Annotated in this window: 23 protein-coding genes and 1 riboswitch; of the genes, 14 read left to right on the forward strand and 9 right to left on the reverse strand. The window is 39.7% G+C overall.

What is annotated here, in order from left to right:
* Window positions 1-33 precede the first annotated feature (33 nt).
* The 3 genes from ACFSGI_RS19730 to ACFSGI_RS19740 all read right to left on the reverse strand — a co-directional run bounded on the left by ACFSGI_RS19730 (window position 34) and on the right by ACFSGI_RS19740 (window position 4,021).
* On the reverse strand, window positions 34-987 hold the full coding sequence (locus tag ACFSGI_RS19730) for a serine hydrolase domain-containing protein (RefSeq protein ID WP_204825917.1): 954 nt from the start codon (window positions 985-987) through the stop codon (window positions 34-36).
* A gap of 165 nt (window positions 988-1,152) precedes the next feature.
* Entirely contained in the window at window positions 1,153-2,283 is a 1,131-nt protein-coding gene (locus tag ACFSGI_RS19735) for a glycoside hydrolase family 88/105 protein (protein WP_204825918.1), read from the reverse strand.
* A 208-nt stretch (window positions 2,284-2,491) separates the two neighbouring features.
* Window positions 2,492-4,021, reverse strand: a complete 1,530-nt coding sequence (locus ACFSGI_RS19740; RefSeq protein ID WP_204825919.1) for an MFS transporter — start codon at window positions 4,019-4,021, stop codon at window positions 2,492-2,494.
* A gap of 370 nt (window positions 4,022-4,391) precedes the next feature.
* On the opposite strand from ACFSGI_RS19740, the gene mmuM reads away from it, so the two are divergent.
* The 3 genes from mmuM (at window position 4,392) to ACFSGI_RS19755 (ending at window position 7,931) form a co-directional block, all read left to right on the forward strand.
* Entirely contained in the window at window positions 4,392-5,381 is a 990-nt protein-coding gene (gene mmuM, locus ACFSGI_RS19745; RefSeq protein ID WP_204825920.1) for a homocysteine S-methyltransferase, read from the forward strand.
* Between the two features lie 62 nt (window positions 5,382-5,443).
* Window positions 5,444-6,859, forward strand: coding sequence for an amino acid permease (locus ACFSGI_RS19750; RefSeq protein ID WP_204825921.1), 1,416 nt, complete (start codon window positions 5,444-5,446; stop codon window positions 6,857-6,859).
* 67 nt (window positions 6,860-6,926) lie between these two features.
* On the forward strand, window positions 6,927-7,931 hold the full coding sequence (locus ACFSGI_RS19755; RefSeq protein ID WP_204825922.1) for an asparaginase: 1,005 nt from the start codon (window positions 6,927-6,929) through the stop codon (window positions 7,929-7,931).
* A gap of 183 nt (window positions 7,932-8,114) precedes the next feature.
* Here ACFSGI_RS19755 and ACFSGI_RS19760 read toward each other — a convergent pair whose 3' ends face one another.
* Entirely contained in the window at window positions 8,115-9,980 is a 1,866-nt protein-coding gene (locus ACFSGI_RS19760) for an ABC transporter substrate-binding protein (protein WP_379284155.1), read from the reverse strand.
* 669 nt (window positions 9,981-10,649) lie between these two features.
* On the opposite strand from ACFSGI_RS19760, the gene ACFSGI_RS19765 reads away from it, so the two are divergent.
* The gene (locus ACFSGI_RS19765) at window positions 10,650-12,236 is read left to right on the forward strand and encodes a DUF4153 domain-containing protein (protein WP_204825923.1); all 1,587 of its coding nucleotides are present in this window, start codon (window positions 10,650-10,652) and stop codon (window positions 12,234-12,236) included.
* A 45-nt stretch (window positions 12,237-12,281) separates the two neighbouring features.
* Window positions 12,282-12,578 carry a hypothetical protein gene (locus ACFSGI_RS19770; RefSeq protein ID WP_204825924.1) on the forward strand — a complete coding sequence of 99 codons (297 nt, stop codon included), beginning with the start codon at window positions 12,282-12,284 and terminating at the stop codon, window positions 12,576-12,578.
* Between the two features lie 113 nt (window positions 12,579-12,691).
* Here the strand turns inward: ACFSGI_RS19770 and ACFSGI_RS19775 are convergent, their stop codons facing one another.
* The 3 genes from ACFSGI_RS19775 to ACFSGI_RS19785 all read right to left on the reverse strand — a co-directional run bounded on the left by ACFSGI_RS19775 (window position 12,692) and on the right by ACFSGI_RS19785 (window position 14,780).
* Complete coding sequence (locus tag ACFSGI_RS19775) at window positions 12,692-13,381, reverse strand: SDR family oxidoreductase (protein WP_204825925.1); 690 nt, start codon at window positions 13,379-13,381, stop codon at window positions 12,692-12,694.
* 238 nt (window positions 13,382-13,619) lie between these two features.
* A complete protein-coding gene (locus ACFSGI_RS19780; protein ID WP_204825926.1) occupies window positions 13,620-14,270 on the reverse strand; it encodes a universal stress protein in 651 nt (216 codons plus the stop codon).
* Between the two features lie 51 nt (window positions 14,271-14,321).
* Window positions 14,322-14,780, reverse strand: a complete 459-nt coding sequence (locus tag ACFSGI_RS19785) for a hypothetical protein (RefSeq protein ID WP_204825927.1) — start codon at window positions 14,778-14,780, stop codon at window positions 14,322-14,324.
* 411 nt (window positions 14,781-15,191) lie between these two features.
* A riboswitch (cyclic di-AMP (ydaO/yuaA leader) is annotated at window positions 15,192-15,368 on the forward strand.
* A gap of 120 nt (window positions 15,369-15,488) precedes the next feature.
* On the opposite strand from ACFSGI_RS19785, the gene ACFSGI_RS19790 reads away from it, so the two are divergent.
* The 8 genes from ACFSGI_RS19790 (at window position 15,489) to ACFSGI_RS19825 (ending at window position 20,808) form a co-directional block, all read left to right on the forward strand.
* A complete protein-coding gene (locus ACFSGI_RS19790; protein WP_204825928.1) occupies window positions 15,489-15,884 on the forward strand; it encodes a hypothetical protein in 396 nt (131 codons plus the stop codon).
* A 93-nt stretch (window positions 15,885-15,977) separates the two neighbouring features.
* Window positions 15,978-16,703 carry an NAD(P)H-binding protein gene (locus ACFSGI_RS19795; RefSeq protein ID WP_379284159.1) on the forward strand — a complete coding sequence of 242 codons (726 nt, stop codon included), beginning with the start codon at window positions 15,978-15,980 and terminating at the stop codon, window positions 16,701-16,703.
* Window positions 16,704-16,748: 45 nt separating this feature from the next.
* On the forward strand, window positions 16,749-17,072 hold the full coding sequence (locus ACFSGI_RS19800; RefSeq protein ID WP_204825929.1) for a hypothetical protein: 324 nt from the start codon (window positions 16,749-16,751) through the stop codon (window positions 17,070-17,072).
* A gap of 23 nt (window positions 17,073-17,095) precedes the next feature.
* Complete coding sequence (locus tag ACFSGI_RS19805) at window positions 17,096-17,638, forward strand: hypothetical protein (RefSeq protein ID WP_204825930.1); 543 nt, start codon at window positions 17,096-17,098, stop codon at window positions 17,636-17,638.
* Complete coding sequence (locus ACFSGI_RS19810; protein ID WP_204825931.1) at window positions 17,635-18,204, forward strand: GNAT family N-acetyltransferase; 570 nt, start codon at window positions 17,635-17,637, stop codon at window positions 18,202-18,204. The genes ACFSGI_RS19805 and ACFSGI_RS19810 overlap by 4 nt, the downstream gene beginning before the upstream one ends.
* 98 nt (window positions 18,205-18,302) lie before the next feature.
* A complete protein-coding gene (locus ACFSGI_RS19815) occupies window positions 18,303-19,670 on the forward strand; it encodes a sodium-dependent transporter (RefSeq protein ID WP_204825932.1) in 1,368 nt (455 codons plus the stop codon).
* Window positions 19,671-19,691: 21 nt separating this feature from the next.
* The gene (locus ACFSGI_RS19820; protein WP_204825933.1) at window positions 19,692-20,192 is read left to right on the forward strand and encodes a DinB family protein; all 501 of its coding nucleotides are present in this window, start codon (window positions 19,692-19,694) and stop codon (window positions 20,190-20,192) included.
* A 181-nt stretch (window positions 20,193-20,373) separates the two neighbouring features.
* Entirely contained in the window at window positions 20,374-20,808 is a 435-nt protein-coding gene (locus tag ACFSGI_RS19825; RefSeq protein WP_204825934.1) for a DUF6526 family protein, read from the forward strand.
* Between the two features lie 73 nt (window positions 20,809-20,881).
* On the opposite strand, the gene ACFSGI_RS19830 is transcribed toward ACFSGI_RS19825, so the two are convergent.
* Window positions 20,882-21,817 (reverse strand): aldo/keto reductase, encoded by a 936-nt coding sequence (locus ACFSGI_RS19830; protein WP_204825935.1) that lies wholly within the window; start codon window positions 21,815-21,817, stop codon window positions 20,882-20,884.
* 363 nt (window positions 21,818-22,180) lie between these two features.
* Between ACFSGI_RS19830 and ACFSGI_RS19835 the strand changes: the two genes are divergently transcribed.
* Complete coding sequence (locus ACFSGI_RS19835; RefSeq protein ID WP_204825936.1) at window positions 22,181-22,516, forward strand: DUF1475 family protein; 336 nt, start codon at window positions 22,181-22,183, stop codon at window positions 22,514-22,516.
* 197 nt (window positions 22,517-22,713) lie between these two features.
* On the opposite strand, the gene ACFSGI_RS19840 is transcribed toward ACFSGI_RS19835, so the two are convergent.
* On the reverse strand, window positions 22,714-26,514 hold the full coding sequence (locus ACFSGI_RS19840; protein WP_204825937.1) for an S-layer homology domain-containing protein: 3,801 nt from the start codon (window positions 26,512-26,514) through the stop codon (window positions 22,714-22,716).
* Window positions 26,515-26,870 lie beyond the last annotated feature (356 nt).

The raw sequence follows: 26,870 nt of genomic DNA on the forward strand, positions 1-26,870 counted from the left end.
CAAGATTTCCTTTATGTAAATACAATCATCTATTTACGTCCGGTTGTCTTCCAACAAAGGTACTACAAAATCACGAAATACATCGAGCGGAGTACGTTTGCGTTTGAATCGGTCTGCTGATACTGTAACGACTAACTCATAAGAAGGGACGACCACAATATACTGTCCACCGAATCCTAGCGCATAATAATACGGAATATCTACTTTAGGCTGACTGTCCAATGTAAAAGAAGAATGCCACCAGTGCCAGCCATAATGTGCTTTTTGCGGGCTATCTACAGCAATAAGCGGACTTGTAGCATGTCGTACAGTGGATGATTGAATCAAGGGTTGCCCGTTCAATTTTCCCTCATGTAAATACAATAATCCAAATTGAAGCATTGCCGCTGGAGGCAATTGCAGTCCAAAACCGCCTGTATGTACACCTTGCGGATCTGTCTCCCACACATACTGAGTAATACCTAATGGTGTAAACAAATGCTTTTCAGCAAAAGAAGCCACAGATTCACCCGAAGTCTGTGCCAGAATCGTCGCCAGCAACTGAGAACAACCGGAGTTGTATTCCATCACTGTACCCGGTTCATGCACAAGCGGTTGAGACAGTACAAAGTCAATCCAATTAGGCGTTTTGCTCATCGTAGGAAACGAATGTTGTCCTCCAAATTCTGTCCAGTTGAATCCAGCAGACATCGTAAGTAATTGCTCGATTGTAATTTGAGCTTTACGTGGATCAGGGTCTTGATGAAGCTGTGGAAAAAAGGTAGAGATCGCTGTATCTGGAGCAGGCATAATACCTTGATCCATCGCTATACTGACCAAGCTAGAAAGAATACTTTTGGTACAAGAGTTGATTTTGAGTGGAATTTCTTTCTGATCCGGCTCACGATAATAATCTAAGATGTGCACGCCCTGTTGGACGATAAGACAGCTATATAATTCTCGCTCAACCAGTTGCTGGACGAGCGGTGCCGTATCGATCATTTTCATAAAAAAGGTACCTCCTTTGAGATCATTGTTCTTCTCATCATAAAACAAAAACAAGCGTTGTGAAGCGATAACAGAATCGTTACCGCTATACAACGCTTGTTCTATCGTACTATCTTTTATAAATCGTAGACTCTATCTGATCGGTTGGATATCTGCTACGTCTACTTATTGAGCAGGTTTGTTAAGCAGTTCTACTTCAGCCATCGCTAGAATAAAAGCACCGATTCCTTTGGGATCATTGCAAATAATCGGTTCGCTAATATAGTAAGCATACGTACCGTCACGTTTGTCTTTACCACCAAGACCAGCCACCTGACATGTTTTGTTAAGGTTGATCAGACCTTCTTCAGTGATAGTGATAAATTCTTCGATAATGCCTTTACGAATCTGCTCCATTTTGACACGATAGCGTTCAGGTAGATATCCTTTACGCAATCCTTTTGTAACTGCATATAGAATCATACAAGAAGCTGACGATTCTAGATAATTACCTTTTGCATCTGGCAAATTCAATACTTGATAAAATACACCGCTGTCTGGATCTTGCACCTTCATCAGTGCTTCCATCGTTTCGGTAAGCATTTGAATAATAGCATCCCGATCTTCATGATCTGCTGGCAAAATATCCAGTACATCGACTAATGCCATTACAAACCAACCGATCGAACGTCCCCAGAAATTTTTGGATAGCCCTGTTTCAGGATCACACCAAGGTTGTTCTTTTTTCTCATCCCAGGCGTGGTAAAGTAGCCCTGTCTGTGGATCGCGAGTATGTTGATAGCATAATTTAAATTGTTGCGTGACATCGCTGTAGTCTTTGATATCGGCAAATTCTCGAATATATTCAGCGTAAAAAGGAGCACCCATATACAGTCCATCTAACCAGATTTGGTAAGGATAAATTTGCTTATGCCAGAATGCTCCTTCACTGGTACGCGGATGCTTCATCAATTGCTGGCGTAATAAATCTGCGGCAATACGATACCGTTCTTCACCCGTTGCACGATACAGAGGAAATAATAATTTACCATTGTTCACGTGATCAATATTGTGTTCGTCAACCGTATAACCACGAATACTACCTGCTTCTTCAATAAAAAAGTCCATATTTGTACGAATATAATCTAAGTATTTGTGATCTTGAGTTAACTCATATACTAATTCGATACCTTTGAAAATAACACCGTTGTCGTATTCCCATTTGTGCTTCAATTCAGGAGTACGTTTCATCACAGAATCACTCATCCGTGCTGCCCAATTTTGAATCGTGTCTACATCGTATACTGTACTTGTCATTACACTATTCACCTCAATCATTAATTTGTGTTGCATTATATTTACTTATTATTGGAATATAAGTAAATAGAAGTGCTTACATAATAAAGCGGAAAACATTGAAATAACGACGTATTAAGATGATATTGCTTTACTATCTACCTACTGTCACTATTGTACACTGCATAGAGAACAGATAACAGAAGCACATGTATAATAATACTTTTTATTACGTTTTGACAGGGATACTTTGATCGCGGGAAGTATGTTTGTAGCCTACATTATTGTGTCCCCAACAGCGTTCATACGCAAATCCAGTCAATTGTTCAAAAATAGTACGAGTCTCCGGTGTCGCATCTTCCATAGAACCGCCTGCTTTGAGTCGATCTATCTCGGCAATCATTTTTTTGTGATTATCTATCGTCAATTTCATAACCAGTGTAGCCAAAATGCCGATGATCGCCAGAATAATAGTGCCAAATACCAGCACACCGAAAATAGCATGTTGCGCGCTAACCGGTTGTGTTAGTGCTTTGGAGACGAAGCCAAAGTACTGCAATACCCAGCCGAGAATAAATACGACGACCGCTCGAACCATTTTACCTGCAAATGTCATCATCCCAGCGTAGATTCCTTCTCGTCTGCGTCCGGTGAGTGCTTCATCAACATCGGCTAGAAATGTATATTGATTCCACGGGATATAATACACACCGCCTGTACCCAGACCCATAAATAAAGTGATCACATACAACCAGACCATCATATTAGAAGCGCCGGTCAGGTACAGAATACCGTATCCTGCGACACTGAAGCAGACAATCGTAAGCGCCATAATAAATGGCATTTTAAATCCTTTTCGTACACAGAATTGAATAAAAAAGTAGGTAGAGATTAACTGAATTACCGAGTTAAAGCTATTTAGATTGGATACTTGCTCTGAACTTTGAAATAAAGAAAATACAATAAAATACGTAAATGCAGATGTAAATAACCATTCTGCTGAAAAACCGCCCAAATACATTCCCAAATGATGACGGAACGTTTTGACACGAAACGTGGAAGAAATATCGATAAACAATTTTTTCATCGAGTCTATAAATGACAGTGGAGCTTCATCTGCCAATTCTTTTTGCAATTCTTCGGATGGACGCTCCCATGTGTTTTTATATAGAAAGATCAATGCTACAATCAACAATCCTGCAAACACTAAGCCGGTATAAAAGAAAGGCAACGGTGAATCTTTACCGTATTCAGCTATAAAACGTCCGGGAATAAAAGCAGCGGCAAAGTTCGCCATTTTACCAAACATCGCTTTCCAACCGGTTAACCGTGAACGTGCACCAAAATCGCGGGTCATCTCTGATGCAAGTGCTTCATAAGGAACCATCACTGACGTATAAATTAATTCAAACAGCACATAAGTAGACAAGTAGTACCAGAATCCAAAGCCATCCATCCACATTAACGGATAGATCAGCATCAAAGGAATACCTAGCATAATAAAAAATTTACGTCGTCCAAATCGTTGTCCGAGTCGTGTTCGGTGGAAATTGTCACTAACAAAGCCCATAATTGGGTTACTGACGGCATCAACAATACTCGCAATCGAAAAGATTAATGCCGCTTGAACAGGAGAAAGTCCACAAAAAGTAGTATAAAAGTATAACAACCATGCTCCGCTAACAGCCAGCGCACCACTCCCTAAGATGTTACCGCTTCCATAAGCAAGTGTATGACGTGTCTTGATTGTTCGTTCCATTGTGAATAGCACCTCGCTCTATAATAACTACTATATGTAACTCATCCATACATCCACCTTAATTGTTAACGTTAACATTTTCCTCCTTTCAAGGTTAAATAGATTTTTTAAGATAACCATTTGAACCCATAAAAACCTTAATGCACATAAATAAACCAATTAATAACATTATTCTACATCATTTAGGAAAAGGCTTACAACAATAATTTTTACAGCATCTATATCTAAAATGGTATATGATATTGATTTCCTCTTCCATCGATCTTTTAAAAAGATGTATTTTAGAAGGGAGATGAAGGTTTACAAAGAATGTATAATCATCTAAAATACGTTCAGACTCATTCACATTACCGCATAAAAGGAGTAAAACATGAATCCTATACAATATATTTTGCAACATTTTCCGCTGATGGTGTTAGATGGAGCAATGGCAACCGAATTAGAACGCCAGGGCGCTGATCTGAATGATAGTCTCTGGTCTGCCAAATTATTAATTGAAAATCCTGAATTGATCGCTGATGTGCATCGTCAATATTTTGAAGTAGGTGCAGATTGTGCGATAACAGCTAGCTATCAAGCGACTATCGCAGGCTTTGTTGCCAAAGGATTCAGCGAACAAGAAGCCATCCATTTGATACAAAAATCGGTTCAAATAGCGATTGAAGCGAGAGACCAATTCTGGGCAAGCTATGTGCAAAAATATCGTACAGAGCAACCGATCGAAGGCTCAGATGATACGTTGCAACCAACTGATCAATATGATCGTCCTAAGCCGCTTGTGGCCGCTTCTGTAGGCCCTTATGGTGCTTTTCTAGCTGATGGTTCTGAATATCGAGGAGATTATAATCTAAATGAACAACAATTGATCGATTTTCATCGTCCGCGTATTCAATTATTGATTGAAGCTGGTGCAGATATTCTAGCTTGTGAAACGATTCCTTGTCTGGTTGAAGCACGCGCGATCGTCAAAGTGCTGGAAGAGTTCCCTGGTTCTTATGCATGGATAAGCTTTAGTGCTAAAGACGACCAGCATATTAGTAATGGCGAACAAATAGCAGATTGCGCGAAATGGTTACACGCTCATGAGCAAGTAGCAGCAGTGGGTATTAATTGTACGGCACTTGAATATATTCCATCATTGATCGAACAGATTGTGACCAATACAGATAAGCCTATTGTTGTCTATCCGAACTCAGGTGAACAATACGATCCGACCACCAAAACATGGCATGGTCATTCTTGTGAACAGAATTATGGACAACAAGCACAGCAATGGTATAGCAAAGGTGCACGTCTTATCGGCGGTTGCTGTCGTACGACGCCTAACGATATTGCTCAAATAAAAGAAATCATGAACTGATTCTATATATTCTGTCAAAGGGTTGCTATTTTCGGAGATACGGTAGGAAAGGTCGGGGGATAATGGCATTAGAGCAAGAACAAGTGGAAGTCACAGGTGCAGAAGAAGGTACATTTCAGCGTAAAATGAAAAGTCGACATCTGGTGATGTTGTCTTTGGGTGGGGTTATTGGCACAGGGCTATTTCTAAGTTCCGGTTATACGATCAATCAAGCAGGGCCACTTGGAACGATTCTGGCTTATTTAGTAGGCGCTGTAATTGTGTATTTAGTAATGTTGTGTCTGGGAGAGCTGTCGGTACATATGCCGGTCACAGGAGCTTTTCATGCGTATGCTGCCAAGTTTATCGGGCCGGGCACAGGTTATATGGTGGCATGGATGTACTGGTTAACATGGACAGTAGCACTCGGTTCTGAATTTACCGCCGCAGGATTATTGATGCAGCGCTGGTTCCCGGATACATCGGTCTGGATGTGGAGTGGAGTATTTGCTTTACTGGTATTTCTGTTAAATGCTTTTTCAGTGCGCTTTTTTGCAGAAGCCGAGTTCTGGTTCTCGGGTATCAAAGTCGCAATTATTTTGTTGTTTATTATATTAGGTGGAGCTGCTGTATTTGGTATGATTCCGATGCGAGAAGCAGGAGCAGGTGCACCGTTATTCAGTAATTTCACCAGTGATGGCGGGTTGTTTCCGAACGGGATTTTACCGATCTTTATGGCGATGTTATCGGTGAACTTTGCTTTTTCCGGTACAGAACTGATCGGGATTGCCGCAGGTGAAAGTGTTGATCCTGACAAAACGATTCCACGCGCGATCAAAGCAACTGTCGGAAGATTAATTATCTTTTTTGTAGGAACGATTTTTGTGTTATCTGCGTTGATTCCCTGGCGAGACGCAGGAGTAATTGAAAGTCCATTTGTAGTTGTATTTGATCGAATCGGGATTCCGTATGCCGCAGATATTATGAACTTTGTTATTATTACAGCGCTATTATCTGCTGCTAATTCAGGATTGTATGCTTCTTCACGTATGTTATGGTCTTTATCCAAAGAAAAAATGTTACCTTCTGTATTTTCACGTCTAACTTCATCAGGTATTCCGCTGAACGCGATGATTATTAGCATGGTTGGTGGTGGATTATCGCTGTTATCCAGTGTGGTCGCACCGGATACGATCTATATTTTCTTAGTCTCGGTATCAGGGTTCGCTGTCGTAGTCGTCTGGATGGGAATAGCAGCTTCTCAATTTATGTTCCGTCGTCAATTTGTGCGTGATGGTCATCATATTAGTGAGTTAAAGTACCGGACACCACTGTATCCAATAGTGCCGATTGCTGCTTTTGTACTGTGTTTGGCTTCTTGTATCGGGATTGCTTTTGACCCGAATCAAAGTCTTGCTTTTTATTGCGGAATTGCCTTTATGGTTCTGTGCTATCTGGCGTATTATCTCCAGAATAGAAGAGGAAAAAAGGCAGTTTGAGTGATATACTAAAATGAGCAAGCAAGGCTAATGGAGCGGTAAAAGAACAGCGAAGGGACTTACAATCATGAAAAACATTTTGTTTATCAATACAGGCGGTACTATTTCTTCTTCTGGTGAGCAAGGTGGAGGGCTTACCCCTACTCAATCCGCAGAACATATTGTTGCCGCTGTGCCGGAACTCAAAGATATTTGTAATATAGAAGCGATGACTTTGATGAGTGTAGACAGCACGAATATTCAGCCGGAAGAATGGGTGACTATTGCAAAAACTGTCCATGAACATTTGCCACATTACGATGGAATCGTGATTGCGCATGGAACCGATACAATGGCATATACAGCAAGTGCACTTAGCTTTATGTTAGGCGCACTGGATAAGCCTGTAGTGATTACAGGTTCGCAGGTGTCGGTACTAGCAGAGCATAGTGATTCACGGATTAATATCAAAGATGCTTTCCGTACAGCAGCGACCGAATTATCCGGTGTGTTTGTTGTGTTTAATGGCAAAATCATCAATGGAGCGCGTGCTTCCAAAGTCAGAACCAAAAGTTACAATGCGTTTGAAAGTATCAACCATCCGTATATCGGATATCTGGAAGAAGATACGATTGTATATAATGAGATTCCTGAACGTATTCGTCCGAATGGACATGTATATAATGATCATTATTCACCGAATGTCTTTTTGCTCAAATTAATTCCGGGGATGCAACCTGATATTTTCGATGCGGTTAAAGCTTTAGGCTATAAAGGGATTATTGTTGAAGGATTCGGTATGGGTGGTGTGCCGTTTAAAGAAATCAATCTGATCGATAAGATCGAAGAATTGGTCAAAAGCGGGATCAGTATTGTAGTCACGACTCAATGTCTGTATGAAGGTGGCGACCTGACAATCTATGAAGTCGGGCAGAAAGTACTCGAAAAAGGTGTAATTCCTTGCTACGATATGACTACAGAAGCACTCACCACCAAAATGATGTGGGTACTCGGTCAGACGGATAACCCATCTGAAGTAGAGCGGATGATGGCTACCAATTATGTCGATGAAATTACGATGCCGATTCGTTAACAACAATAATATTGTATCTATACAGAACCTATTGGATAATCTACCTATATTGAAGTTATTAGCAATATACTAGAATACTATTGAAAATAGGCGAAATCAAAACCTGCTCCTTGATCTAAAGGAAGCAGGTTTTTTTGACTTTGCAGATATATCCTGTTTATCAGAGCTGTATAGCACAACCATTTATAATTTGGGCGGGAACCAGATATGACGAAGATCGACCCAACCCTGACTGTTAAAGGTCACTCCGCGTACAGAAGGAAGATATGTTGTCTGAAAAGGCTTTTCATATAAAATATGCAATTGATATTCTGCCAGTAACCGATCTTCAATCTGCTGAAAATATTGAGTACGTATTAATGGATCCGGTTGACGCTGAATCTGTTCTAATAGAGTTTCAATATCAATCACAGTATGATGTTCTACATGACCGGCTAGTGTACGATAAAGATCAAATAATCGTAATTGCTCGTCTTGATCGCGTGTCAGTGAAAAGACAATCAGATCCGATTCCATCCGTACACTGCCTTTGAATTGCTCTACAGGCGTAGATACCACGTTGCACTGATACCCTGCTTGCTGTAATGTATTCGCAATCCAGCGAGCATCTTTGCGATATTGTGGAATCGTGAGGATTCGAAGCGGTGTCTCGGCGATCTGGGATATCGTTGCTTGATCCAGTTCAGGATGAAGCTTTTTAGGATAACTGTAGTTAGAACGGCTATTCATATCCAAAGAATCATGAGGTGCAGAAGAAGTATTGTTATTGGTAGTAGAATTGTTTTCTGTATCATTTTCGATGTGATCGGAACTATTTTCGAAGACAGTGCTGGTTATCACTAAAGACTCTACTTCCCGTGCATATTGCAGGCATCGACTAATATGAGCACGAATATGTGGATCACGTAGTAATCCTTCTTTGCGTGTATTATAAGTGACGAATTTGCGTACCGTTACAGGCGAATGCATCTGGCTCCATGCTCCTTGTTCTGATGCTGAACCGGATGTATGTTGATGCATCATATGAAAAGGAGATTGACGATCAGTCTGCTCTAGCTGATCTGGTGCAACATTCCAGGGAATATGAATAATCTCCACCTGATCCAGATGCGCCCGACCTAGAAAATGAGGCTTAAACACTTCCAGTACACAGTTATCTTTACTCATTTCGACCATCCGAAAAGGCCCTGTACCGCTAGGCTTCACCCCGAATAACTCTTCTCCTCTTCGATTCAATCCGTTAGGCACAATCGCCGCTCGACTGGTGCACAAAAAAGGTAAAAACAATTCACTCGGTTGCTTCAAAATGATCTGCACCGTATTGTTGTTGAGCGCGCGTACAGATTGTATTTGCTTGGCGATAAAGCGATATAACATCGGTTGCGCTGTCTCCATCAATCGCTGAAATGTATACACAATATCGTCTGCTGTCATCATTTGCCCATGATGAAACATCACTTCTTTTCGTAGAAAAAATGTCCATTCGGTACGTTGTTCATTCACTTCCCAATCATGTGCCAGATGCGGAATAATCTGCTGTGAATGAGAAGCCTGTCGTACCAATCCATCAAAAATATGACTGGATACAAAAGACTCTGCTAGCAAATTCATATATAGCGGATCTACTGTATGAATCTGCTGACGAATCGGTAATCGTAGTGTATCGACTTGTCGATTGCGTTGTATTTCAGAATGAGGGCCGAAGTAACCAAACAACCAATCTTGTACTCGATTTTCTAAGGTGGAAGATTGAGCATATTGCCGAATTTCAGTCAACGTCTGCTGAATATCTTTGCGCTGAATAGTATGCATCATAGACTCGATAGCGATTTCTTCAGGCTGAATCACAAAAGTAAGGGTCGAACGTCGTCCTCTGCCACGCTGTGAACTCCACTTGATCCAACCTTGTTCTGTCATTCGCGTGATTAAATTCAGTGCATTCCGATGGGTACATTCAAAGGTAGTGGCTAATTCGTCTAATGTAATCTGTACTTCGCTATGCTGACCATACTGTGAATGTAATAACAAAAACTGATGATGTAATTTCATAGGGATTATACTCCTTGGGTTACATGTTGGGACCGCTCCGGGAAAGGATCGTCCTATCGATCGCTGTTGTAGCCGGATTTTTTGAACAACCGCTGTAGCGGTCAAAATCCGGCTACAAAGGCGAACGCTTCGCTTCTTACGGACGATTCCTTTCCCTCCGCTCCGAGCATGGAGACACCACAATGATTGTAATGTGGGGCGGGCAGGGTAGGGCGGAACAGGCGTAAGAGTGAGGTGTGGTGATTTTAGTGTTTGGGGATTTAGAATTAGGGTTTTTACGATTTAGAAATTTTACGATTTAGGTTTTTAAGATTTAGAGATTTTAAGATTAGAGATTTTGAGAATTGGGATTTTAGAGATTAAGAGATTATTAATTAGCTTTTTAAATAATAGAAAATGTATGGGTTAGGTGTTGGCAAGTTTTATAAAGATGTAGGGACATTAGAAATAAAAGGATTGAGTGTAGTACATCTTTGTTAAAATAGGAAATTTAATAAAATAATTCTTCTCTTTATCTTCTTATTTTATCATCTACAATAAAAATAACAACAAACTACCACATTGCACACAAAGTAAAAGCAGTCGACTGGCTATATTAGCCGTTCAAAAACATATGATGCAACATGAGGTGACTACAAAGGTATAGCCTCAAAAAAAGGAGATCTCAAAATGTACGAGAAATTGATTGTGGCTAAGCATCGTACGTGGATTGCTTTGCTTGGCGCGTTCGGGCTGGCGACCGTTCATCAGTATTTATTTTACGGGCATAGTCTGGGGATTTCGTATCCGGTATTTATTCTTTTGTTTTACTTGTATATGTATACTTATGCAGGCGACAAATTACGCGAAGGATCGTGGTTTAGTCGTTTTGCGATGACCGTTATTATTTTATTGTCATTAACGTATGGGTTGTTCACCAATCTTATTTTTATGGCGCTTAATGCTTTGTTTGTGCCTTGTTTGATCTTTTTGCATCTTGCTTACATGCTTAGTTATCGCAGATTATCATGGCATCGTCCCCTGTTATTGATCGACGCATTGGATCATATGATTCCACAAGCAGTAAGGCATTGGGTGACTCCTTTTCGTATACTCAAAAATGCCGCTACAGGCAAAATGGAACATGAAAAAAAGAAAATCGTAACTAAAGTATTGATCGGTCTGGTGATTGCTTTTCCGCTACTATTAATTATTATTAGTCTGCTAACATCCGCTGATCGCATATTTGGAAATTTATTATCTGCATTGCCGAACTGGATCGACGGGTTGTCATTTGGAGAAGGTAGTGTTCGTGTGCTCTGGATTGTGATTGGAGGCATACTCTTTTTCGGCTATTTGTGGGGATTTGTACAACCGTATATCTATCCATCGGTAGCTGATAATAGACAACAACCACTACACAGTTCGGCTTCTTCTGTCTCTGACGTAGAGCTATCTTCACCTGTTCCGACTGTATATGGGCCACCACCGTTACCCACTTATCCGGTTGCTACGCGTCAGCCGATCCGAATCGATCCGATTATTATGGCGACGATACTGATCTTGATTAATATCGTGTATGTACTATTTGTAGTGATCCAGTTTTCTTACTTATTTGGCGCAGGACAAGGACAGATTCCTGATGGTCATTCGTATGCCGAGTATGCTCGTAGTGGATTTCTTGAACTGGTGATGGTTACTTCATTGAACTTTATCATTATGGTATGTGTACTATTGTATATGGCAGACAGCTCTACTATTTTGCGCCGTATCAACAACAGCATGTTGTATATTTTATTGATTTGCTCTGGTGTGATGTTATATTCAGCATTCGCCCGTCTTATCTTATATGAACAAGCTTATGGATATACGTATACCCGTTTTCTAGTCCACGCATTTATGATCTTTCTGGCTGTGTTGTTACTGGTTGCAGGTTTACGGATATATTGGAAAAGGTTGCCGCTTGCCAAATGTTATATCGTACTTGCTCTTACTGCTTATGTAGTAGTGAACTATGTAGGTATCGATCGAATCATAGCTATTCAGAATCTGGATCGATATGAGCAGACAGGGCAGATTGATTTCGATTATTTGAATGGATTGTCCAGTGATGCGATTCCTGTGTTGTTACAGCGAAGTGCTACACTATTGCCTGCTTCCCAACACTATTTCCGTCAGGACAAAGCTTATTTATTTGAAAAAGAACAATCCTGGCAGTCGATTAACTGGGCAGATTACCGGGCGATACGCGCGCTTCGTAGTGATACACCTTCCTAATGTTGATATAAAGCTTGTTATTTTACAGCACCAAAGGAGCGAAATATGATGGTAACTCAAGCATTGATCGAATGGAATATAGATCCCACTTCGTTGCCACAGCAGAAATGGTTAACTGATCAACAACTCAATCTGGATCTATCTTATCCCAACATGAATTCTACAGATGAAGGATGGAATATCCAGATTCGGATTACAGAATCATTGCCTAATTCGTGGAATACGTATGCAGAAGTACAATTTCTGACTGATCCAGATGATCCCTTAGAAGAAGGATTTACATTTTTATTATGGGCAGGCTCTTATGTAGCCGATGTAACGATTGTAGGGGAAACACATTAATGTATAACGCAAAAAGCTCTCCATGCTCATCAGGAGGGCTTTTTGTATATCCAATATGATATTTTTCTACACTAGAATCGTGATGTAGTTTGCTTATCTGTTATTGTAGTAAATCAACTTTGCTGTTGAGTAGGAGCTAAAGCAATCTCACGAATATTGATACTTTGAGGCTGATTGAATGCAAAGTAAATTGTATCTGCAATCGTTTGTGGCATTAAGTTGAGTTTGGCTTTTTCGCCAGTGGTCTGATCGTTCCATTCAGTCTCTATTAATCCAGGAGAGATTGTAACTACCCGGACATTGTGTGGAGCTACTTCTTCGCGTACATTTTCACTAATCGAATGAACAGCAAATTTGGTACCACCGTAAGCGACATGATCGGTAAACGTTTTTTTACCTGCAATCGAGCTGATATTGATAATCGTGCCTGACTTTTGTTCAATCATGGATGGCAGTACAGCTTGCATTCCATTGAGAAGCCCGATCACATTAGTATTATACATCTCTTGCCATTCTGCTGGATCTTGAGTCGTAATATCGCCAAGCAACATTCGACCTGCATTATTCACAATTCCTTTAACTGGCCCGAAATGTTCTTCTGCTTCTGCTATAGCTTGATCCAGAGCAGGTCGATCGGTAATATCAATAATCGCTTTCATCACCTGCCGACCGGCAAACGCTTTTAAGCGATCTTCACGACGAGAAAGTAACAACACATTATGTCCTTTGGCAATAAAAAGTTGGGCGGTAGCTTCTCCTATACTTGACGATGCGCCTGTAATCACAACAAATCCTGTTTTCATAATTCAATAAACTCCTTTATTGATATGAGATAGTGGAAAGGAACAACTTCACCTTATCATGTCTATAGAAGAAGCACAGTGAGAAACATTATAGTGCATCACATTTTTGATTATAAATTTTGGATAATCAAAATATAGTCCAATCTAGATATCCGGTACCATCACTCATAACCTGCAACCGCTTGATAAAACGAAGGGCTACAGGTTATAAGTGATGGTACGTCTAATCTACAACCTATTACATCGAATGAGATTCCAATACCAGTTCATCGATCAACTTGCCTTTGAATACTTTCAGATATTGATATTGTCCGTCGATACATAATTTGAGTAATCCATTATCGAAGTCAGTATGCATATCTTTGAAAAAGATACCTTCTGTAATGATCGATTGACCATGAGTCTCATAGGCAATCTCATATCCGCGCGAGGTCTGAATCACATCTACATCTACGCCTTGTTCGTGGGTTTCTTCTAAATGAGCTTGCATACGCTGTACCGCTACGATATGTAGATCGATAGCTCCCAACTTTTCCAGTAGATCATTTACAATCGAGCCTTTGATGATTTCTTGCCAGCGAGTCTGAGCCGATTGTCCAATAATAAGTTGAGTAATATCATGCTGTTGAGCGGTGGAAGCGATAATATCAGCCGCTTCTTGTCCGTTGCTTTCTAAGAGTACAAAATGACCTCCTGCTTCTTCTGTTAATTTACGCCATAATGCTACATAGTTCTCTTGTTGTTGATCCATTTCATCAAGCGGATGATCGATGACACTCATTACACACAGTGGAGATTGAATAAGTTGAGATAAATGAATACCACGCCTGATCAATCGTTCTCCATTGGGGCCATAATATACACAGACCATAATCTTTTCAGAATTCAAGCTAAATACACTCCTTTATTGAGGTAGTTATGATCCATTAACCATAATTATTTAAAAGGAATAATAAGCGATTGTATAATCTAACAAAAAAGCATGATTCACCAGTATATCAGAAGATGCCCATACATCTGGAGGATCTTGTAGACGACTAGATAGGTCGGTCAGAGCATCTAACATCACCTGACTGCGTACATCTCCCCATAGATCATGATGTTGGTCGATATAAGATTGCGCCTGCGGTAACGAGCATTTTTTGAGAGCAGTGAACACCCGACACCATTTCACCAAATCTAAATGTTGAACCTGATCGGTAAACGAATATTCTGCCCACCCTGTAATCCCGTGACTTGCTATTTTTAACAACCCGCAATGCAAATACCCATCCATATCAGGTAAGGCAAGCAGATGATTATCATATTGGAATACTTCAATAGAATGAATAGTATGGGTAGACACATCCACCTTAGACACAGTATTAGCAACAGGCGCGATCGGCGAAATTAAACTCATCTCAAATCTACACTCCTTCAAATAAAATCGCTATCTCTATACACAGTAAAAGCAGAACAATAAGTAGCTGTTACATTTTTGTGATGTCAGATATTGTTAGCAATCATAGTCCCGTTGAAGGTAGAAGTAAAATCAAATGTAAGCTTTTAATAGACGTTATACGCTTGAAAATAACGATGTAATCGGATTCATTTGGCTTAATCACGTTCTAATGTCTCTTATACTCGCTTATACAACCGTTTATATAAATCGTGTGCAAATAGTAGAAAAAGAAGGATGAGATCATGCAAATAAGAGCATAATGTGGAAAAGGTAATAGAATTGATTCAAATTCGCTCCTTACACGTAGCTAGACTACTTTACAAACGAAAAAGGCGGGCGTATGATTTCATTCAAGTTCATTACAGCTTAATGACTGAAAGGCTATATCCAGACCTTTCAGAAAGCGGGGGAACCATACGAATAGACAAGATGGTACAGATCTATTCAGGGGTGAATCAGATAGAAAGGCTTCGACCGAACTATCTGTAGGGAGACTCTTACTTCCGAATCCGTCAGCTAACCTCGTAAGCTGCAATAAGAGAGACGACAACAGTCATCTATGCCATATCAGGGGCTTTTTTTGCGCCTGTTTTAGAAGCTGATGAAGAGGTCCTCTTCTAACGGCTTTTTTTGTTGTCTACAATGAGTGGAGGAGAGCGAACACGCATGGAGTACGAACAGGAATTTGTACTGGTATCGCCTGCTACAGTAGCAGGAGAACAATTTATTCAATTACTCAAAGTTAAAAAAATACCGTTTGCTATTATAGTGAATAGTCAGGCAGATCAGCTTCGCTTTGAAAAGATAGGTATTGAGCATATTCTGGTGATCGATACGCAGCGCCAGGACTTATGGCGTATCCCGCAATTGAATATTGGCAAAATCTATTTATTTGAACGTAGTCTACCTTTATGTTGTCGGTATATTCAGATCTGTCGTGCATGGACATCAGAGAAGCTATATGTGATTACCGAAGGCAATCAATCACGCTTAATTTATCGTGGTCTTGGTGCAGATTATATTATTCATACCAATGGAAGTAGCGCTTCGTTTTTATTATAAAAAAAGACTGCTGATCGAACGATCATTTTATTTTGCAATTTGGTGCTGATATCTTGATAATAAAGAAGATAGAGAACCAAGTTGATGCGCAGAATGGAGATGATCGTTGTGATCGGTAAAACAGCCCTTGTCGCTGGAGCAACAGGTCTTGTTGGCAAAAAATTAGTGCGTCAGTTATTAGACAGCACAGAATATACACGAGTGATTGCTCTTGTCCGCGAACCTGTGCAGCAACTACAACATCTGAAGTTGCAACAGATCGTAGTGGATTATCGTAGACTAGAAGATTATCGTGCAGAGATGCAAGCAGACGATGTCTTTTGCTGTCTCGGTACAACGATTAAGCAAGCAGGTACTCAAGCACAGATGATCGAAATTGATGTATTGTACCCGGTATCTGTAGCTATGGTGGCTTACAAACAAGGAGCCAAGCAGTTTATCGTGATCAGTTCGATGGGTGCTGATCCCAAATCAAGTATTTTCTATACACGTACCAAAGGTGATATGGAGCAACGATTGCAACAAGTAGGTTATTCTTCGTTATCGATTGTTCGCCCGTCTTTATTGTTAGGCAAACGTAAAAATAGCCGCGCAGGGGAGCAATTTGGCGCTGTGGTCTCTCAAGCATTATCATTTCTAATGATAGGGCCTCTTCGTAAATATCGCGGTATCGAAGCAGGTGACGTTGCACGAGCGATGTATCGAATCGCTCAGATCTCCAAGTCAGGTACTCAAGTATATATGTCAGATCAATTGCAACGCATCGCAGACGAGTCGCAGAGTCGCTCTGTTGCGATGAACAAATCCGCCAAATCATAGTCAGATATATTTCAATTTTTAATTATAGAAATGGAGAATTACAATATGCCTCAATTAGAACCCAAACAAGCCGCTTCAATTATTGAAAAGTGGATTGCGTTTTACGATATGGATAATGCCAAAGCATGGGATAAAGATGATTATCCTTTTATCCAATCTTCTTGCAAAGTGATGCGTAGTGCGATCCAAGCATTACGAGGAAAAGCACCTGCACAACCTAATGAACGTCGCAAAATAGTAGCTGGACTGGAAGATTGGTTAGACGATTCATTTATGGATGATCCGAATGAATGGGAAAAAGAAAATAAAGCATTTGTACAAGAAGCTTTAGAAGCGATTCAATATACGATTCAATTTCTACAAAAATAATCAATAACAAGTAGGAGTGCTGTATGCCAGAGAGGTATATTCAACTGTGCAGTCGTGCGATCGGTGATTTTTATATCGCATTTGAACCGCACTCTCATAGTCTCAATATCTATTTGCGAACACTAGAATCGGCGATAGCAGGATCTAACGATATATCTACAGATCAGTCGAATAGTAAATGTATCGATCAGCCTGCTTCGATGTTGCTGATCGGGTATCTCAAGGTAACGTATTCGCAAGCTTCTAAGCCTACCGAGTCAGAAGATGATCCTCATGAGATTATGCCAGGGCTGGATGCTGTTTATATTAGTGATTTTCAAATCTATTTCAATTATCAAGATCTGAAATTAGCTGTACCTGTGATTACGTTATTACGAGACACTTTATCGGCGGAAGGATATCGGTTACTCTCTGCACATATTTTCAAAAATGAGCGCTCCTATGCCAAATTACGCCATACGTATATCCAGCGTTGCAGAGCAACGATACGGCGTGAATATAGCGATTATGTCATGATAGAATGGAAATTGAATTCGGCAGAAGATGCAGACAGGAGCGTAAAATGAATAACGATACAAACGATCATATTCAGATAACTCTGTGCCGGGAAGAAGAAGCACATATGATATGCAATATGTATCCGTATTACTTGTACGACCTGTCAGAGATATGGGAACGTCAGCCCAATTCACAGGGAATATTTGATGAAGAAGAATATGCTACACTTCACCAGCAAAGCGATGTGTTTCTGATCTGGTGGCGACATCCAGGGGTTCTATATCCGTGGATTATTCGTGTGAACGGAGTACCTGCTGGATTTGCTTTGATTGCGACGGCTCCTTATTTGCCTGCTGGTTCTCATGCTCAATATTACTTGAATGAGTTTTTTGTAATGCGTCCATTTCGTGGACAAGGAGTCGCTCAGCAAGCCGCTATTCACGTTTTCGACCAATATCAAGGTGATTGGGAACTACAGACCAATGCTTCCTCACGGAATCATCATACCCAATCGTTCTGGAACAAAATATTGTCACAATATACAGAGAATCAGTACAGCAAGCACGAAATCATAGATGAAGATCAGCAACAACTTCTTTCTTATTGCTTTAACAATCAGCAAAATAACAAATAATCATGATTTTTTTCAATTTGTTACTTTCTTTTCATGGACAATATATAACGTTTTGTGTAACATAGGCATAATTCACTTTATCAATAAGGAGTATACCTATGGCACAAAAAGAAAGTTTAGGTAAAGCAGGTAACAAAGTAGAACGGTTTTCAACAAGCGGGTTTATTTTAGCAGCGATTGGTAGTTCGGTAGGTCTGGGGAATATGTGGAAGTTCCCGTATATCACAGGTAAATATGGTGGCGCTGCCTTTTTCCTGATGTTTATTATTTGTCTGATTGTAGTCGGGCTACCGATTTTATTGGCAGAAATGGCTATTGGACGAAGTGGACGGGGTAATGCTGCGGCCTCGCTTTTCAACATTACAGGGAAAAAGCATTGGAAATGGATCGGTACTGTTCCGGTAGTGACTTCTTTCTTAATTATGTGTTACTACGGTGTTGTTGCAGGATGGACACTACACTATACCGTATTATCGTTTAGCGGTAGTCTATCGGATGTGAATACTGATTTTACAGCAGCATTTACAAATTTTGCAGGTGGATATGCACCGTTGTTCTGGCAAGCAGTGGTAATGCTGATTACAGGGATCGTTATTGCTAAAGGGGTATCGGGCGGAATTGAAAAGTACAACAAGATTCTGATTCCCGGCTTTCTGGTGATTTTGCTTATCTTGATGTTCCGTTCATTGACGTTGCCTGGAGCAGCGGCAGGGGTAGAATTTTTCTTAGCACCTGATTTTTCTAAATTAAGTCGAGCTTCGATCTTAACAGCATTAGGACATGCATTTTTCTCTTTATCTCTAGGGATGGGTTGTATGTTAACGTATGGTTCTTATGTACGCAAAGAGCAGTCCTTAGGTAAAGCAGCGCTTGCGATTGGAGCAGGTGACTTGTTCTATGCGCTTTTAGCAGGGTTGATTATTTTCCCAACCGTATTCTCTTATGGACTCAAACCAGATCAAGGGGTAGGGCTTGCATTTATGGCGTTACCTGCGGCTTTTGCGCAAATGCCTTTAGGTGCTTTTTTTGGTGGTCTATTCTTCTTATTGCTAGCGATTGCGGCGATTACTTCATGTTTCTCTATTCTTGAAGTGCCTGTAGCTTATGCGATGGGACAATGGAATTGGACTCGTAAAAAAGCTGCTAGCATCGTCTGTATTTTTTCGTTCATACTGGGTGTTCCGGCTGCGTTATCTGTAGGCGGTGTACTTAGCTTTATTACATTGGATGGCAAAAGTATTTTTGATCTATTCGACTTTGTCACTTCTTATATTTTGATGCCTGTAGGCGGATTTATTGTCACGATCTTTACCGGATATGCATGGAAACGTGCAGGTGAAGAAGCAGGATTATCTGGATTCTGGTACGATACGTGGATGTTTATTTTACGTTATATTGCACCGATTTTAATTATTCTCATTTTCTTATTTTCTATAGGTATTATTCAACCACCTCAACCGGAATAAACACGAAAAAGGAGCATTTATATGACCATTTCTTCTCAAGAAGCTTTTTCCAAAGCGTTAATACAGTCTTTGATCGGAGAAAGAGGGCATTTGCCGATTGCGCGTGCATTGTCAGATATCGATCTAGAATTATCGGGTCGTTCTTTGGAACACTCGCCGTATACGATTTATCAGTTAATCAGTCATATGAGTTACTGGCAAGACTTTATGTTAACTCATTTACGAGGAGAAAAGCCTCAACTGCCAGCGAATGTAAGCGAAAGTTGGCCTACAGAAGTACAAGCTGTCGATGAAGCGACATGGCAAGATGTATTAGATCGCTTTTTACAAGGGATCGATTATGCTTGTGAGTTAGCACGCACGATGAATCTCGAGCAACCATTAGTTCATTTCCCGGGCGAAACGGCTGCTGGATTACTACGTAATATTGCTTCTCATAATACGTATCATTTGGGCGAAATCGTGTTGTTACGTCGTCTGTTTGGCGCATGGCCACCACCGGGTGGAGGATACCCTGCTTAACGTATGGTTTAACGTATAAAGTAAGATTATGTTGTTCGTTATGTTTCTTCTATAAGTGTGAGTCATGATGCGCTGTACACTGTCGATATCTTTTCTTTCTTTGTGATCATGGTAGTATTTCCAGTGATTGGTGTAATAATACATGGGAAATACATTTACAGTAGGAAAAGGATGTGTAATCATGGCAACACCACCGAAGAAGAAATCAATTCGTTATGATTGGCCGTATCATTTTGTGGCTTTGCCTCTTTTATTAGTAACGTTTGTGTTAACTGTGATCTACTGGGTTGAAGCGATTCGTTATGATGAGCATGTATTGTTATCATGGTTATTGTTAATATTGATGGTTTGTTTATTTTTTGCGATTCCGCGGATTCGGGTCTATGCGACCAAAACGCAAGATCGTATTGTGCGTATTGAAGAGCAGTTCCGTTATTTCCGTTTGACCGGTAAAGAGTTGGACCCTCGTCTATCCAAAGCTCAAATTATTGCACTTCGCTATGCAAGTGATGAAGAATTTCCTGCTTTATGCGAACGTGCAGCGAATCAAAATCTATCCGGTTCCGATATCGAAAATGCGATTACGAACTGGCGTGTGGATCATATGCGTATCTAATCGATAACGAAATCGAAATAAACTAAAAGCCGAGCACCTACAGATAATGTAGGCACTCGGCTTTTTTTGTAATTTAGCTAAAAATAGTATCGATCTGAGCAATTTCTTGTGGTGTTAATTGTACGCTTAACGTTTTGAGATTATCTTTCACCTGATCTGCACGTTTCGCACCTGGAATAACAGCATCAATAGAGTCGCGTGTAAGATACCATGCCAGTACGATATGAGCGATATCGACACCTTTGGCTTGCGCAATCGGACGAAGTTTTTCAACTTTTTCTAAATTGTGTACAAAAGCATCGCCTGCAAATAGCGGATCATTGGCACGAAGATCGTCGAACTTGGTGTCTTTGGTATATTTACCACCTAATAGACCAGAAGCCAGCGGGAAATAAGGAATAAACGTAATTCCATGTTCAGCGGTATAAGGCAATAAATCTTTTTCCGCATCCCGGTGGAAAAGATTGTAATGAGATTGAAGTACATCTACATCACCATGTTTGTTAGCTTCTTTTAACTGTTCTAACGAGAAGTTAGATACGCCAATCGCTCGAATTTTACCTTCGTTTTTCAATTTTTTCAGCTCGGCGACAGCTTGATCTTTCGGTGTATGTTCGTCTGGAAAATGAATATAAAATAAATCGATATAATCGGTTTGTAGACGTTGTAGACTGCCTTCTACACTTGCACGTAGAAATTCCGGTGAATTATCAATCACGACTTCACCGCTATCTGTAAATTTATGAGCACCTTTGGTAGCAATAATAACCTCTTTGCGCTTACCTGTTTCTTGAAGCACTTCACCAATCAATTCTTCCGAGCGCTTAGGTCCATAAATGAATGCAGTATCTAGAAAATCAATTCCTTCTGCTAATGCAGTACGGATCATTTCTTTACCGACTTCTTCATCCAAATTAGGATAAATATTATGTCCACCAACTGCATTGGTGCCCAGTCCGATAGGATTTACCCGTAGATCGCTTTTCCCTAATTGTTGTTTTTCAGTCATGATTCATTCAGCTCCTTTGATCTCTTTGCTTGATTACTCTTTCTATTTTAACAGAATATCATGTGGAGTTAAAATATCGGAATAATTGGTTTAGGGTTTTGGGACAGCGCTCCAGAAAATAATTTGTTCTTGCTGTCACTGGTGAAGTCTAATCCCTTGAATGACTGGCAAGCAGTCGGGATTAGACTTCAAAGGCGACTTTCAGAATAAATTATTTTCTTCCGCTCTGTGCTAGGAGGGATGGAGGTGGGTAATTTAAAACAAGTGTGAATGATTCCTCTCCTTGAAGGGGGAGGGTTAGTATAAAGTTCAATGATCTATATATGGAATGAAAATGTCGTGAGAGAAGGGGATGAGCAATCTATGAAAACGGCTAAGGTGTTGAGTTTGGTTTTGTTTATTGTGATGATTTGTAGCAATGTGTATGGGGCTGTATTTGGTGATGTACTGGTAGAGGGGAAAGCATTGTTATCGCTATTATGGGGTCGGTTGGTTTTGGTTGATTTCTATGTGGGCATGATTTTGTTTATTTCGTGGATGATTTTTCGCAAAGAATCAGGTTGGAAATTGCTTCTTTGGATCGTATTATGTATCTGTCTGGGTAACTTTTCGACGTCGCTATATATTTATCTGGCTTTACGTCATAGTGATGGAGATTGGAATACATTCTTTTATGGTAAAAGAGTGGTAGGGCATTAATATATACGTTCTATCTACTAAGACGTACTGATGAATACCCCATATATAAATATAATTAATACTCATAAACAAATACAATATGATCAGCAGATATCATGCAATGTTCTATTACAGACACAAATAAAAAGGCAACTTCCTACGAATAGGAGGTTGCCTTTTGGGTTGTACTATACTTCCTTGTTCTTCTTAACGGTTACTTATTTCAATGTGTAAGAGTTAGAAGCTTCCATGATGTCTGCATATGCCCAGTGGCTAGTAGGAACATCTTTCCATGCTTTGTTGCTAGCTGTTAAGTTTGCTGTTTTTTCTAAAATTTTGTTCAAAATCGTTACCGCTTGAGCACGAGTTAACGGTTGATTCGGTTGGAAGCTAGAAGGAGATACACCTTGCATCAATCCAGCCGTTGTTACACGTTTGATATCGTTTGCTGCCCAGTGTCCGTTGATATCATTCGCAAAGGAGCTTCCTGTACCGCTAAGACCTTGCCAGCGGCTTACAATAGCAGCCATCTCTGCACGAGTGATCGGTTGAGCTGGAGCGAACTTACCATTCGTTAGACCTTTCATCAATCCAGTCGATTGCATCGAAGCAATCGCTTGGTGTGCCCAGAATGTAGCAGATACGTCGGAATAGCTTCCGTTACCACTAGCAGATGCTGTTGGTGCACTAGCTTGCAAACGGTACAATAGTGAAGCCATTTCCGCACGAGTAATACTGTTGTTCGGACGGAAGGTTTGATCTGGATATCCTTGAATATATGCAGGTTTGACTACACCCGCTGTTGTATCTGTATTGACATTATTGTTATCAGATGTTGAATTATTTGTTGTAGAAGAAGATAGCTTTTGCATATCTACAATTGTAAATGTACTGAATTTAGTCACTGTAAATTGTAGACCTGTCTGACCATTACCATAATCTACTACACTTGGTTGTACCAATTCACGATCGCCATCACTATGCTCGATAAAGATACGCAATTGATTTAACCATTGTTGTTTGGCTGTTGCATCTTGTGGAATAACACTGTTGTCGATCGGCATTACCAATTGAACCGGTTGATTTTGCAAATTCGTTTCGATCGTCATTGGACGACCCACTACAGAGATATTACCATCGCCTAGAGCTTGCTTCACGATTTCTTCTTGTTTTGCACGATTCGCTACTGCATTTTGTTGTGCTACAGTTTTGAGCGGTACAAAGTGGAAATAAAGATCATTCGTGATATTGTTCAATGAAGTAGAAGCCACAGACAATTTCGCATCGTTCGTGCTGATTTCCAAGTTCATTGCTGCATTTTTCAAATCTTTTGCTGCTGTTAACGGTAATGTAATATCGGTTTGAGATACTTCATCGCTAGCATCTGGAACTACTAGACGAACCGTTTGTTGAGCAGCTTCTTTTAATTTGGAGATTGCTTCGATCACTTTATCCGTTGAGAACGTAATTTGATCTTGTTTTTGACCACTTGCTTGAGTTGTACGGTTGACCACTGCTGTAGCAGGAATCGTTGTTTTACCTTTACCATCGTCTACATCAAGTGTGATCTTTTGTGAACCACCTGAAGAAGATGTTTTATCATCGGAATCTTTTACTGTTACAGTTGCACTTGCAAAAATTTCTTTTTGAGTTACAGAGTAAGCGCTAATGATCGCTGTACCTTTACCGATTGGACTAACAACACCATCGGCTACAGTCGCTACACTTGGGTTGCTACTAATCCATAATACAGTGGAATCTGTAGCATTATCAGGAGTAACGGTTGCTTTTAACGTTTGAGCAGCGCCTTTTTTCTTGAACTCTAATGTTGCTTTGTCTAAAGTAACTTTGGTTACAGGAACTGTTTCACCTTTATCTAAAAATCCTAGTTTAGTCAATGTATTGGATTCAACCGAACTTGTATAACCTGTAAGATCCGGTAAGAATGCAACACCGTAAGCAAAATTTGTTTTGCCCATCATTTCAAAATTTTCTGTTGCAACTGGAAGATTTTGAAGTAAGGAAGCTTTAGCTTTATACAAGTAAGAGTATCCAACATTTACATACAAATTACCAAGCGGACTAATTGTAATACCACGAATGACTGTTGGATAAGATGCTACCACTTCTGGATTTAAGTTGTAACCCGATATACGAATGATTTGAGAAGTAGCACTACTATAACCATCTTCTACAGTTGCTATATACAGACGTTGTTGTTGATCTAAAGCCAGTCCAGTAATCTGTGTAATATTTTGGAAACCTTCAATCTGGATATTTTCGTTAGATCCAATTGGTGGGTTCAATGTTTGAATAGGTAGAGTATAAACAACAGTACTATAATCTTCTAACTCTGATGAGCTATAAGGCAACGACTCGCTATCTTGAAGGTACTTACTTTTCAGTAGCCATACGTTAGAGTCACCCGATTTAGCGTAGTATATATCGCCTGCTTGATTCATCGTTACAGCGACAATGTTTTTGCTTTTAGCAATACGAGTAGTTTTAAAAGTTGTTGTAGATACTTTGTAAATACCACGATCATAATCAGCATAGTACATATCGCCGTTGAAATATGCCAATTCAAATGGACGATTAAGATCAACTTGAGAAAGCTCAGTAGGTGCAGCTTTAACAATAACAGTACGAATGACTTCATTTGCAGAGAGCTTTGCAGGATTAGTAACATTGTAATAAATGGTGTACGTACCAGCAATATTGGTGTCTATACTAGAAACAGGAGTACCGTTTAACGTATAGCTCACTTTTGCGACCAGATCAGTATAGGTGCTATCTGTAATAATTACACCAGGTTCTACAAAAGTATCACCTACACTTAACGTGATTGTAGAACTCCCAATAAGATCAATAATTGGAGCGGTAGGTTGTAAAGGTGATTTTTGCATTGACCCACTACTACCAATATAAGAATCACCATTAGGAAGAAAAACTATTCCGTAAGCACTGATATAAGAATTGGGGTTTAAATTAACTAAACTGCTTGACTGTAAAGGAATACTGTTCAAATCTTGCGAAGAAATTCGATATACTTTTTCATTATCTCCAGCTGTATAAAGATTTCCAGATAGGTCAAAAGAAAAGCTTGTAAAGTAGGTATTAAAGTTCTCAATCACAACTTTAGCACTGTTTGTACCTGCTGGAATTTTTAAAATAGCTTTTGTGAAATAATCAGAGAAATATACATTATCTTTAGCATCGATAGCTAAACCATAAATATAATTATATTTGTCAGAAAAGAATACAGTACTGCTCTCACTGAAGGCTGTATTACTCAATGGTAATTCAAGCATATCTTTGTGAGATACTTTGTAAATATTCGGATCACTATCAATAGTATAAAACAAGTCACCAGAAGAATTTAAAGCAACTCCCATAAAAGAACGAGGAGTTTTTACAACAGAAGTTACTTTACCTGTGTAAAGATCTACACGAGATATTCCTTGATCGCGTTGAGCGACATAAACATAATCACCATAGTATGCCATACCATAAGCGTTAGAAAGATTAACGCTTGATAAATCGATATATTGTTTGGAACTTGTAACAAGAACTGTGCGGATAACCTCATCAGCGGCTACATTATCACCATTAGTTACATTGTAGTGAATCTTGAATATACCTTCTAAACTCGTATCAACTTTAGTTACAGGAGAACCGTTGTACTCGTAAGTGATATTAGCTGTTTTGAGATCAGGATATACATCGTCTTGTACGGTTACGCCTGGATCTGTAAAAGTTGCCCCTACTTTGATTTGAATCTGTGCATCGCCAATCAACGTAATCACAGGTTTACTGTTTGTTTGATTAGAAGAAACACCAGTATTTGTACTTTCGACATGAGTGACAGGAGTGCCAGAAGAGTAAGTGTCATTGGTAACCGAGCTTGATTCGTTGCTAGTTGTTGTATTGGTTGTATTGTCCTCAGCAAAAACATTTGTCGTTGCTGTCCCCGGCAATGCAATCAATGCAGCTAAGCATAAAATCATCCATTTTTTCATGCTATGAATTTCCCCTTTGTTTTTTGAATCGTGAATCTTGTTTTTACTATATCGAATCAGACTGAACAATTTCTGAACAATTTTTTTTAATCCGTATATTCGTTTTTATGCATTACATATCTATTAATAATTAATGGAGATATATGACAAAGATAAGGGTAAATTTAAATTATTTTCATCGATGAAAATAACTCTTGCTTCTGATTCAATCATGTCCTAAAATGAGATTGCAGATGAATGCAAGCGTTTGCAAAGATTGTTGTGAGTACATTCATAGATGTAATCCTTCTCTTTTGTGACTGCTATTTTTCTACTGTAGAACAGGAGTTTGAATATTTTTTGATAGCGTTATCAAA

The organism is Paenibacillus nicotianae (assembly GCF_042681745.1).
GTDB lineage: Bacteria > Bacillota > Bacilli > Paenibacillales > Paenibacillaceae > Saccharibacillus > Saccharibacillus nicotianae.

Coding starts and splice junctions, on each gene's coding strand:
- ACFSGI_RS19795 (WP_379284159.1), top strand. CDS start 15,978: ATGGAGATGATCGTTGTGATCGGTAAAACAGCCCTTGTCGCTGGAGCA.
- ACFSGI_RS19805 (WP_204825930.1), top strand. CDS start 17,096: ATGCCAGAGAGGTATATTCAACTGTGCAGTCGTGCGATCGGTGATTTT.
- ACFSGI_RS19835 (WP_204825936.1), top strand. CDS start 22,181: ATGAAAACGGCTAAGGTGTTGAGTTTGGTTTTGTTTATTGTGATGATT.
- ACFSGI_RS19740 (WP_204825919.1), bottom strand. CDS start 4,021: ATGGAACGAACAATCAAGACACGTCATACACTTGCTTATGGAAGCGGT.
- ACFSGI_RS19760 (WP_379284155.1), bottom strand. CDS start 9,980: ATGAAATTACATCATCAGTTTTTGTTATTACATTCACAGTATGGTCAG.
- ACFSGI_RS19840 (WP_204825937.1), bottom strand. CDS start 26,514: ATGAAAAAATGGATGATTTTATGCTTAGCTGCATTGATTGCATTGCCG.
- ACFSGI_RS19730 (WP_204825917.1), bottom strand. CDS start 987: ATGAAAATGATCGATACGGCACCGCTCGTCCAGCAACTGGTTGAGCGA.
- ACFSGI_RS19755 (WP_204825922.1), top strand. CDS start 6,927: ATGAAAAACATTTTGTTTATCAATACAGGCGGTACTATTTCTTCTTCT.
- ACFSGI_RS19820 (WP_204825933.1), top strand. CDS start 19,692: ATGACCATTTCTTCTCAAGAAGCTTTTTCCAAAGCGTTAATACAGTCT.
- ACFSGI_RS19785 (WP_204825927.1), bottom strand. CDS start 14,780: ATGAGTTTAATTTCGCCGATCGCGCCTGTTGCTAATACTGTGTCTAAG.
- ACFSGI_RS19735 (WP_204825918.1), bottom strand. CDS start 2,283: ATGACAAGTACAGTATACGATGTAGACACGATTCAAAATTGGGCAGCA.
- ACFSGI_RS19790 (WP_204825928.1), top strand. CDS start 15,489: ATGGAGTACGAACAGGAATTTGTACTGGTATCGCCTGCTACAGTAGCA.
- ACFSGI_RS19810 (WP_204825931.1), top strand. CDS start 17,635: ATGAATAACGATACAAACGATCATATTCAGATAACTCTGTGCCGGGAA.
- ACFSGI_RS19770 (WP_204825924.1), top strand. CDS start 12,282: ATGATGGTAACTCAAGCATTGATCGAATGGAATATAGATCCCACTTCG.
- ACFSGI_RS19825 (WP_204825934.1), top strand. CDS start 20,374: ATGGCAACACCACCGAAGAAGAAATCAATTCGTTATGATTGGCCGTAT.
- ACFSGI_RS19830 (WP_204825935.1), bottom strand. CDS start 21,817: ATGACTGAAAAACAACAATTAGGGAAAAGCGATCTACGGGTAAATCCT.
- ACFSGI_RS19765 (WP_204825923.1), top strand. CDS start 10,650: ATGTACGAGAAATTGATTGTGGCTAAGCATCGTACGTGGATTGCTTTG.
- ACFSGI_RS19815 (WP_204825932.1), top strand. CDS start 18,303: ATGGCACAAAAAGAAAGTTTAGGTAAAGCAGGTAACAAAGTAGAACGG.
- ACFSGI_RS19750 (WP_204825921.1), top strand. CDS start 5,444: ATGGCATTAGAGCAAGAACAAGTGGAAGTCACAGGTGCAGAAGAAGGT.
- ACFSGI_RS19800 (WP_204825929.1), top strand. CDS start 16,749: ATGCCTCAATTAGAACCCAAACAAGCCGCTTCAATTATTGAAAAGTGG.
- mmuM (WP_204825920.1), top strand. CDS start 4,392: ATGAATCCTATACAATATATTTTGCAACATTTTCCGCTGATGGTGTTA.
- ACFSGI_RS19775 (WP_204825925.1), bottom strand. CDS start 13,381: ATGAAAACAGGATTTGTTGTGATTACAGGCGCATCGTCAAGTATAGGA.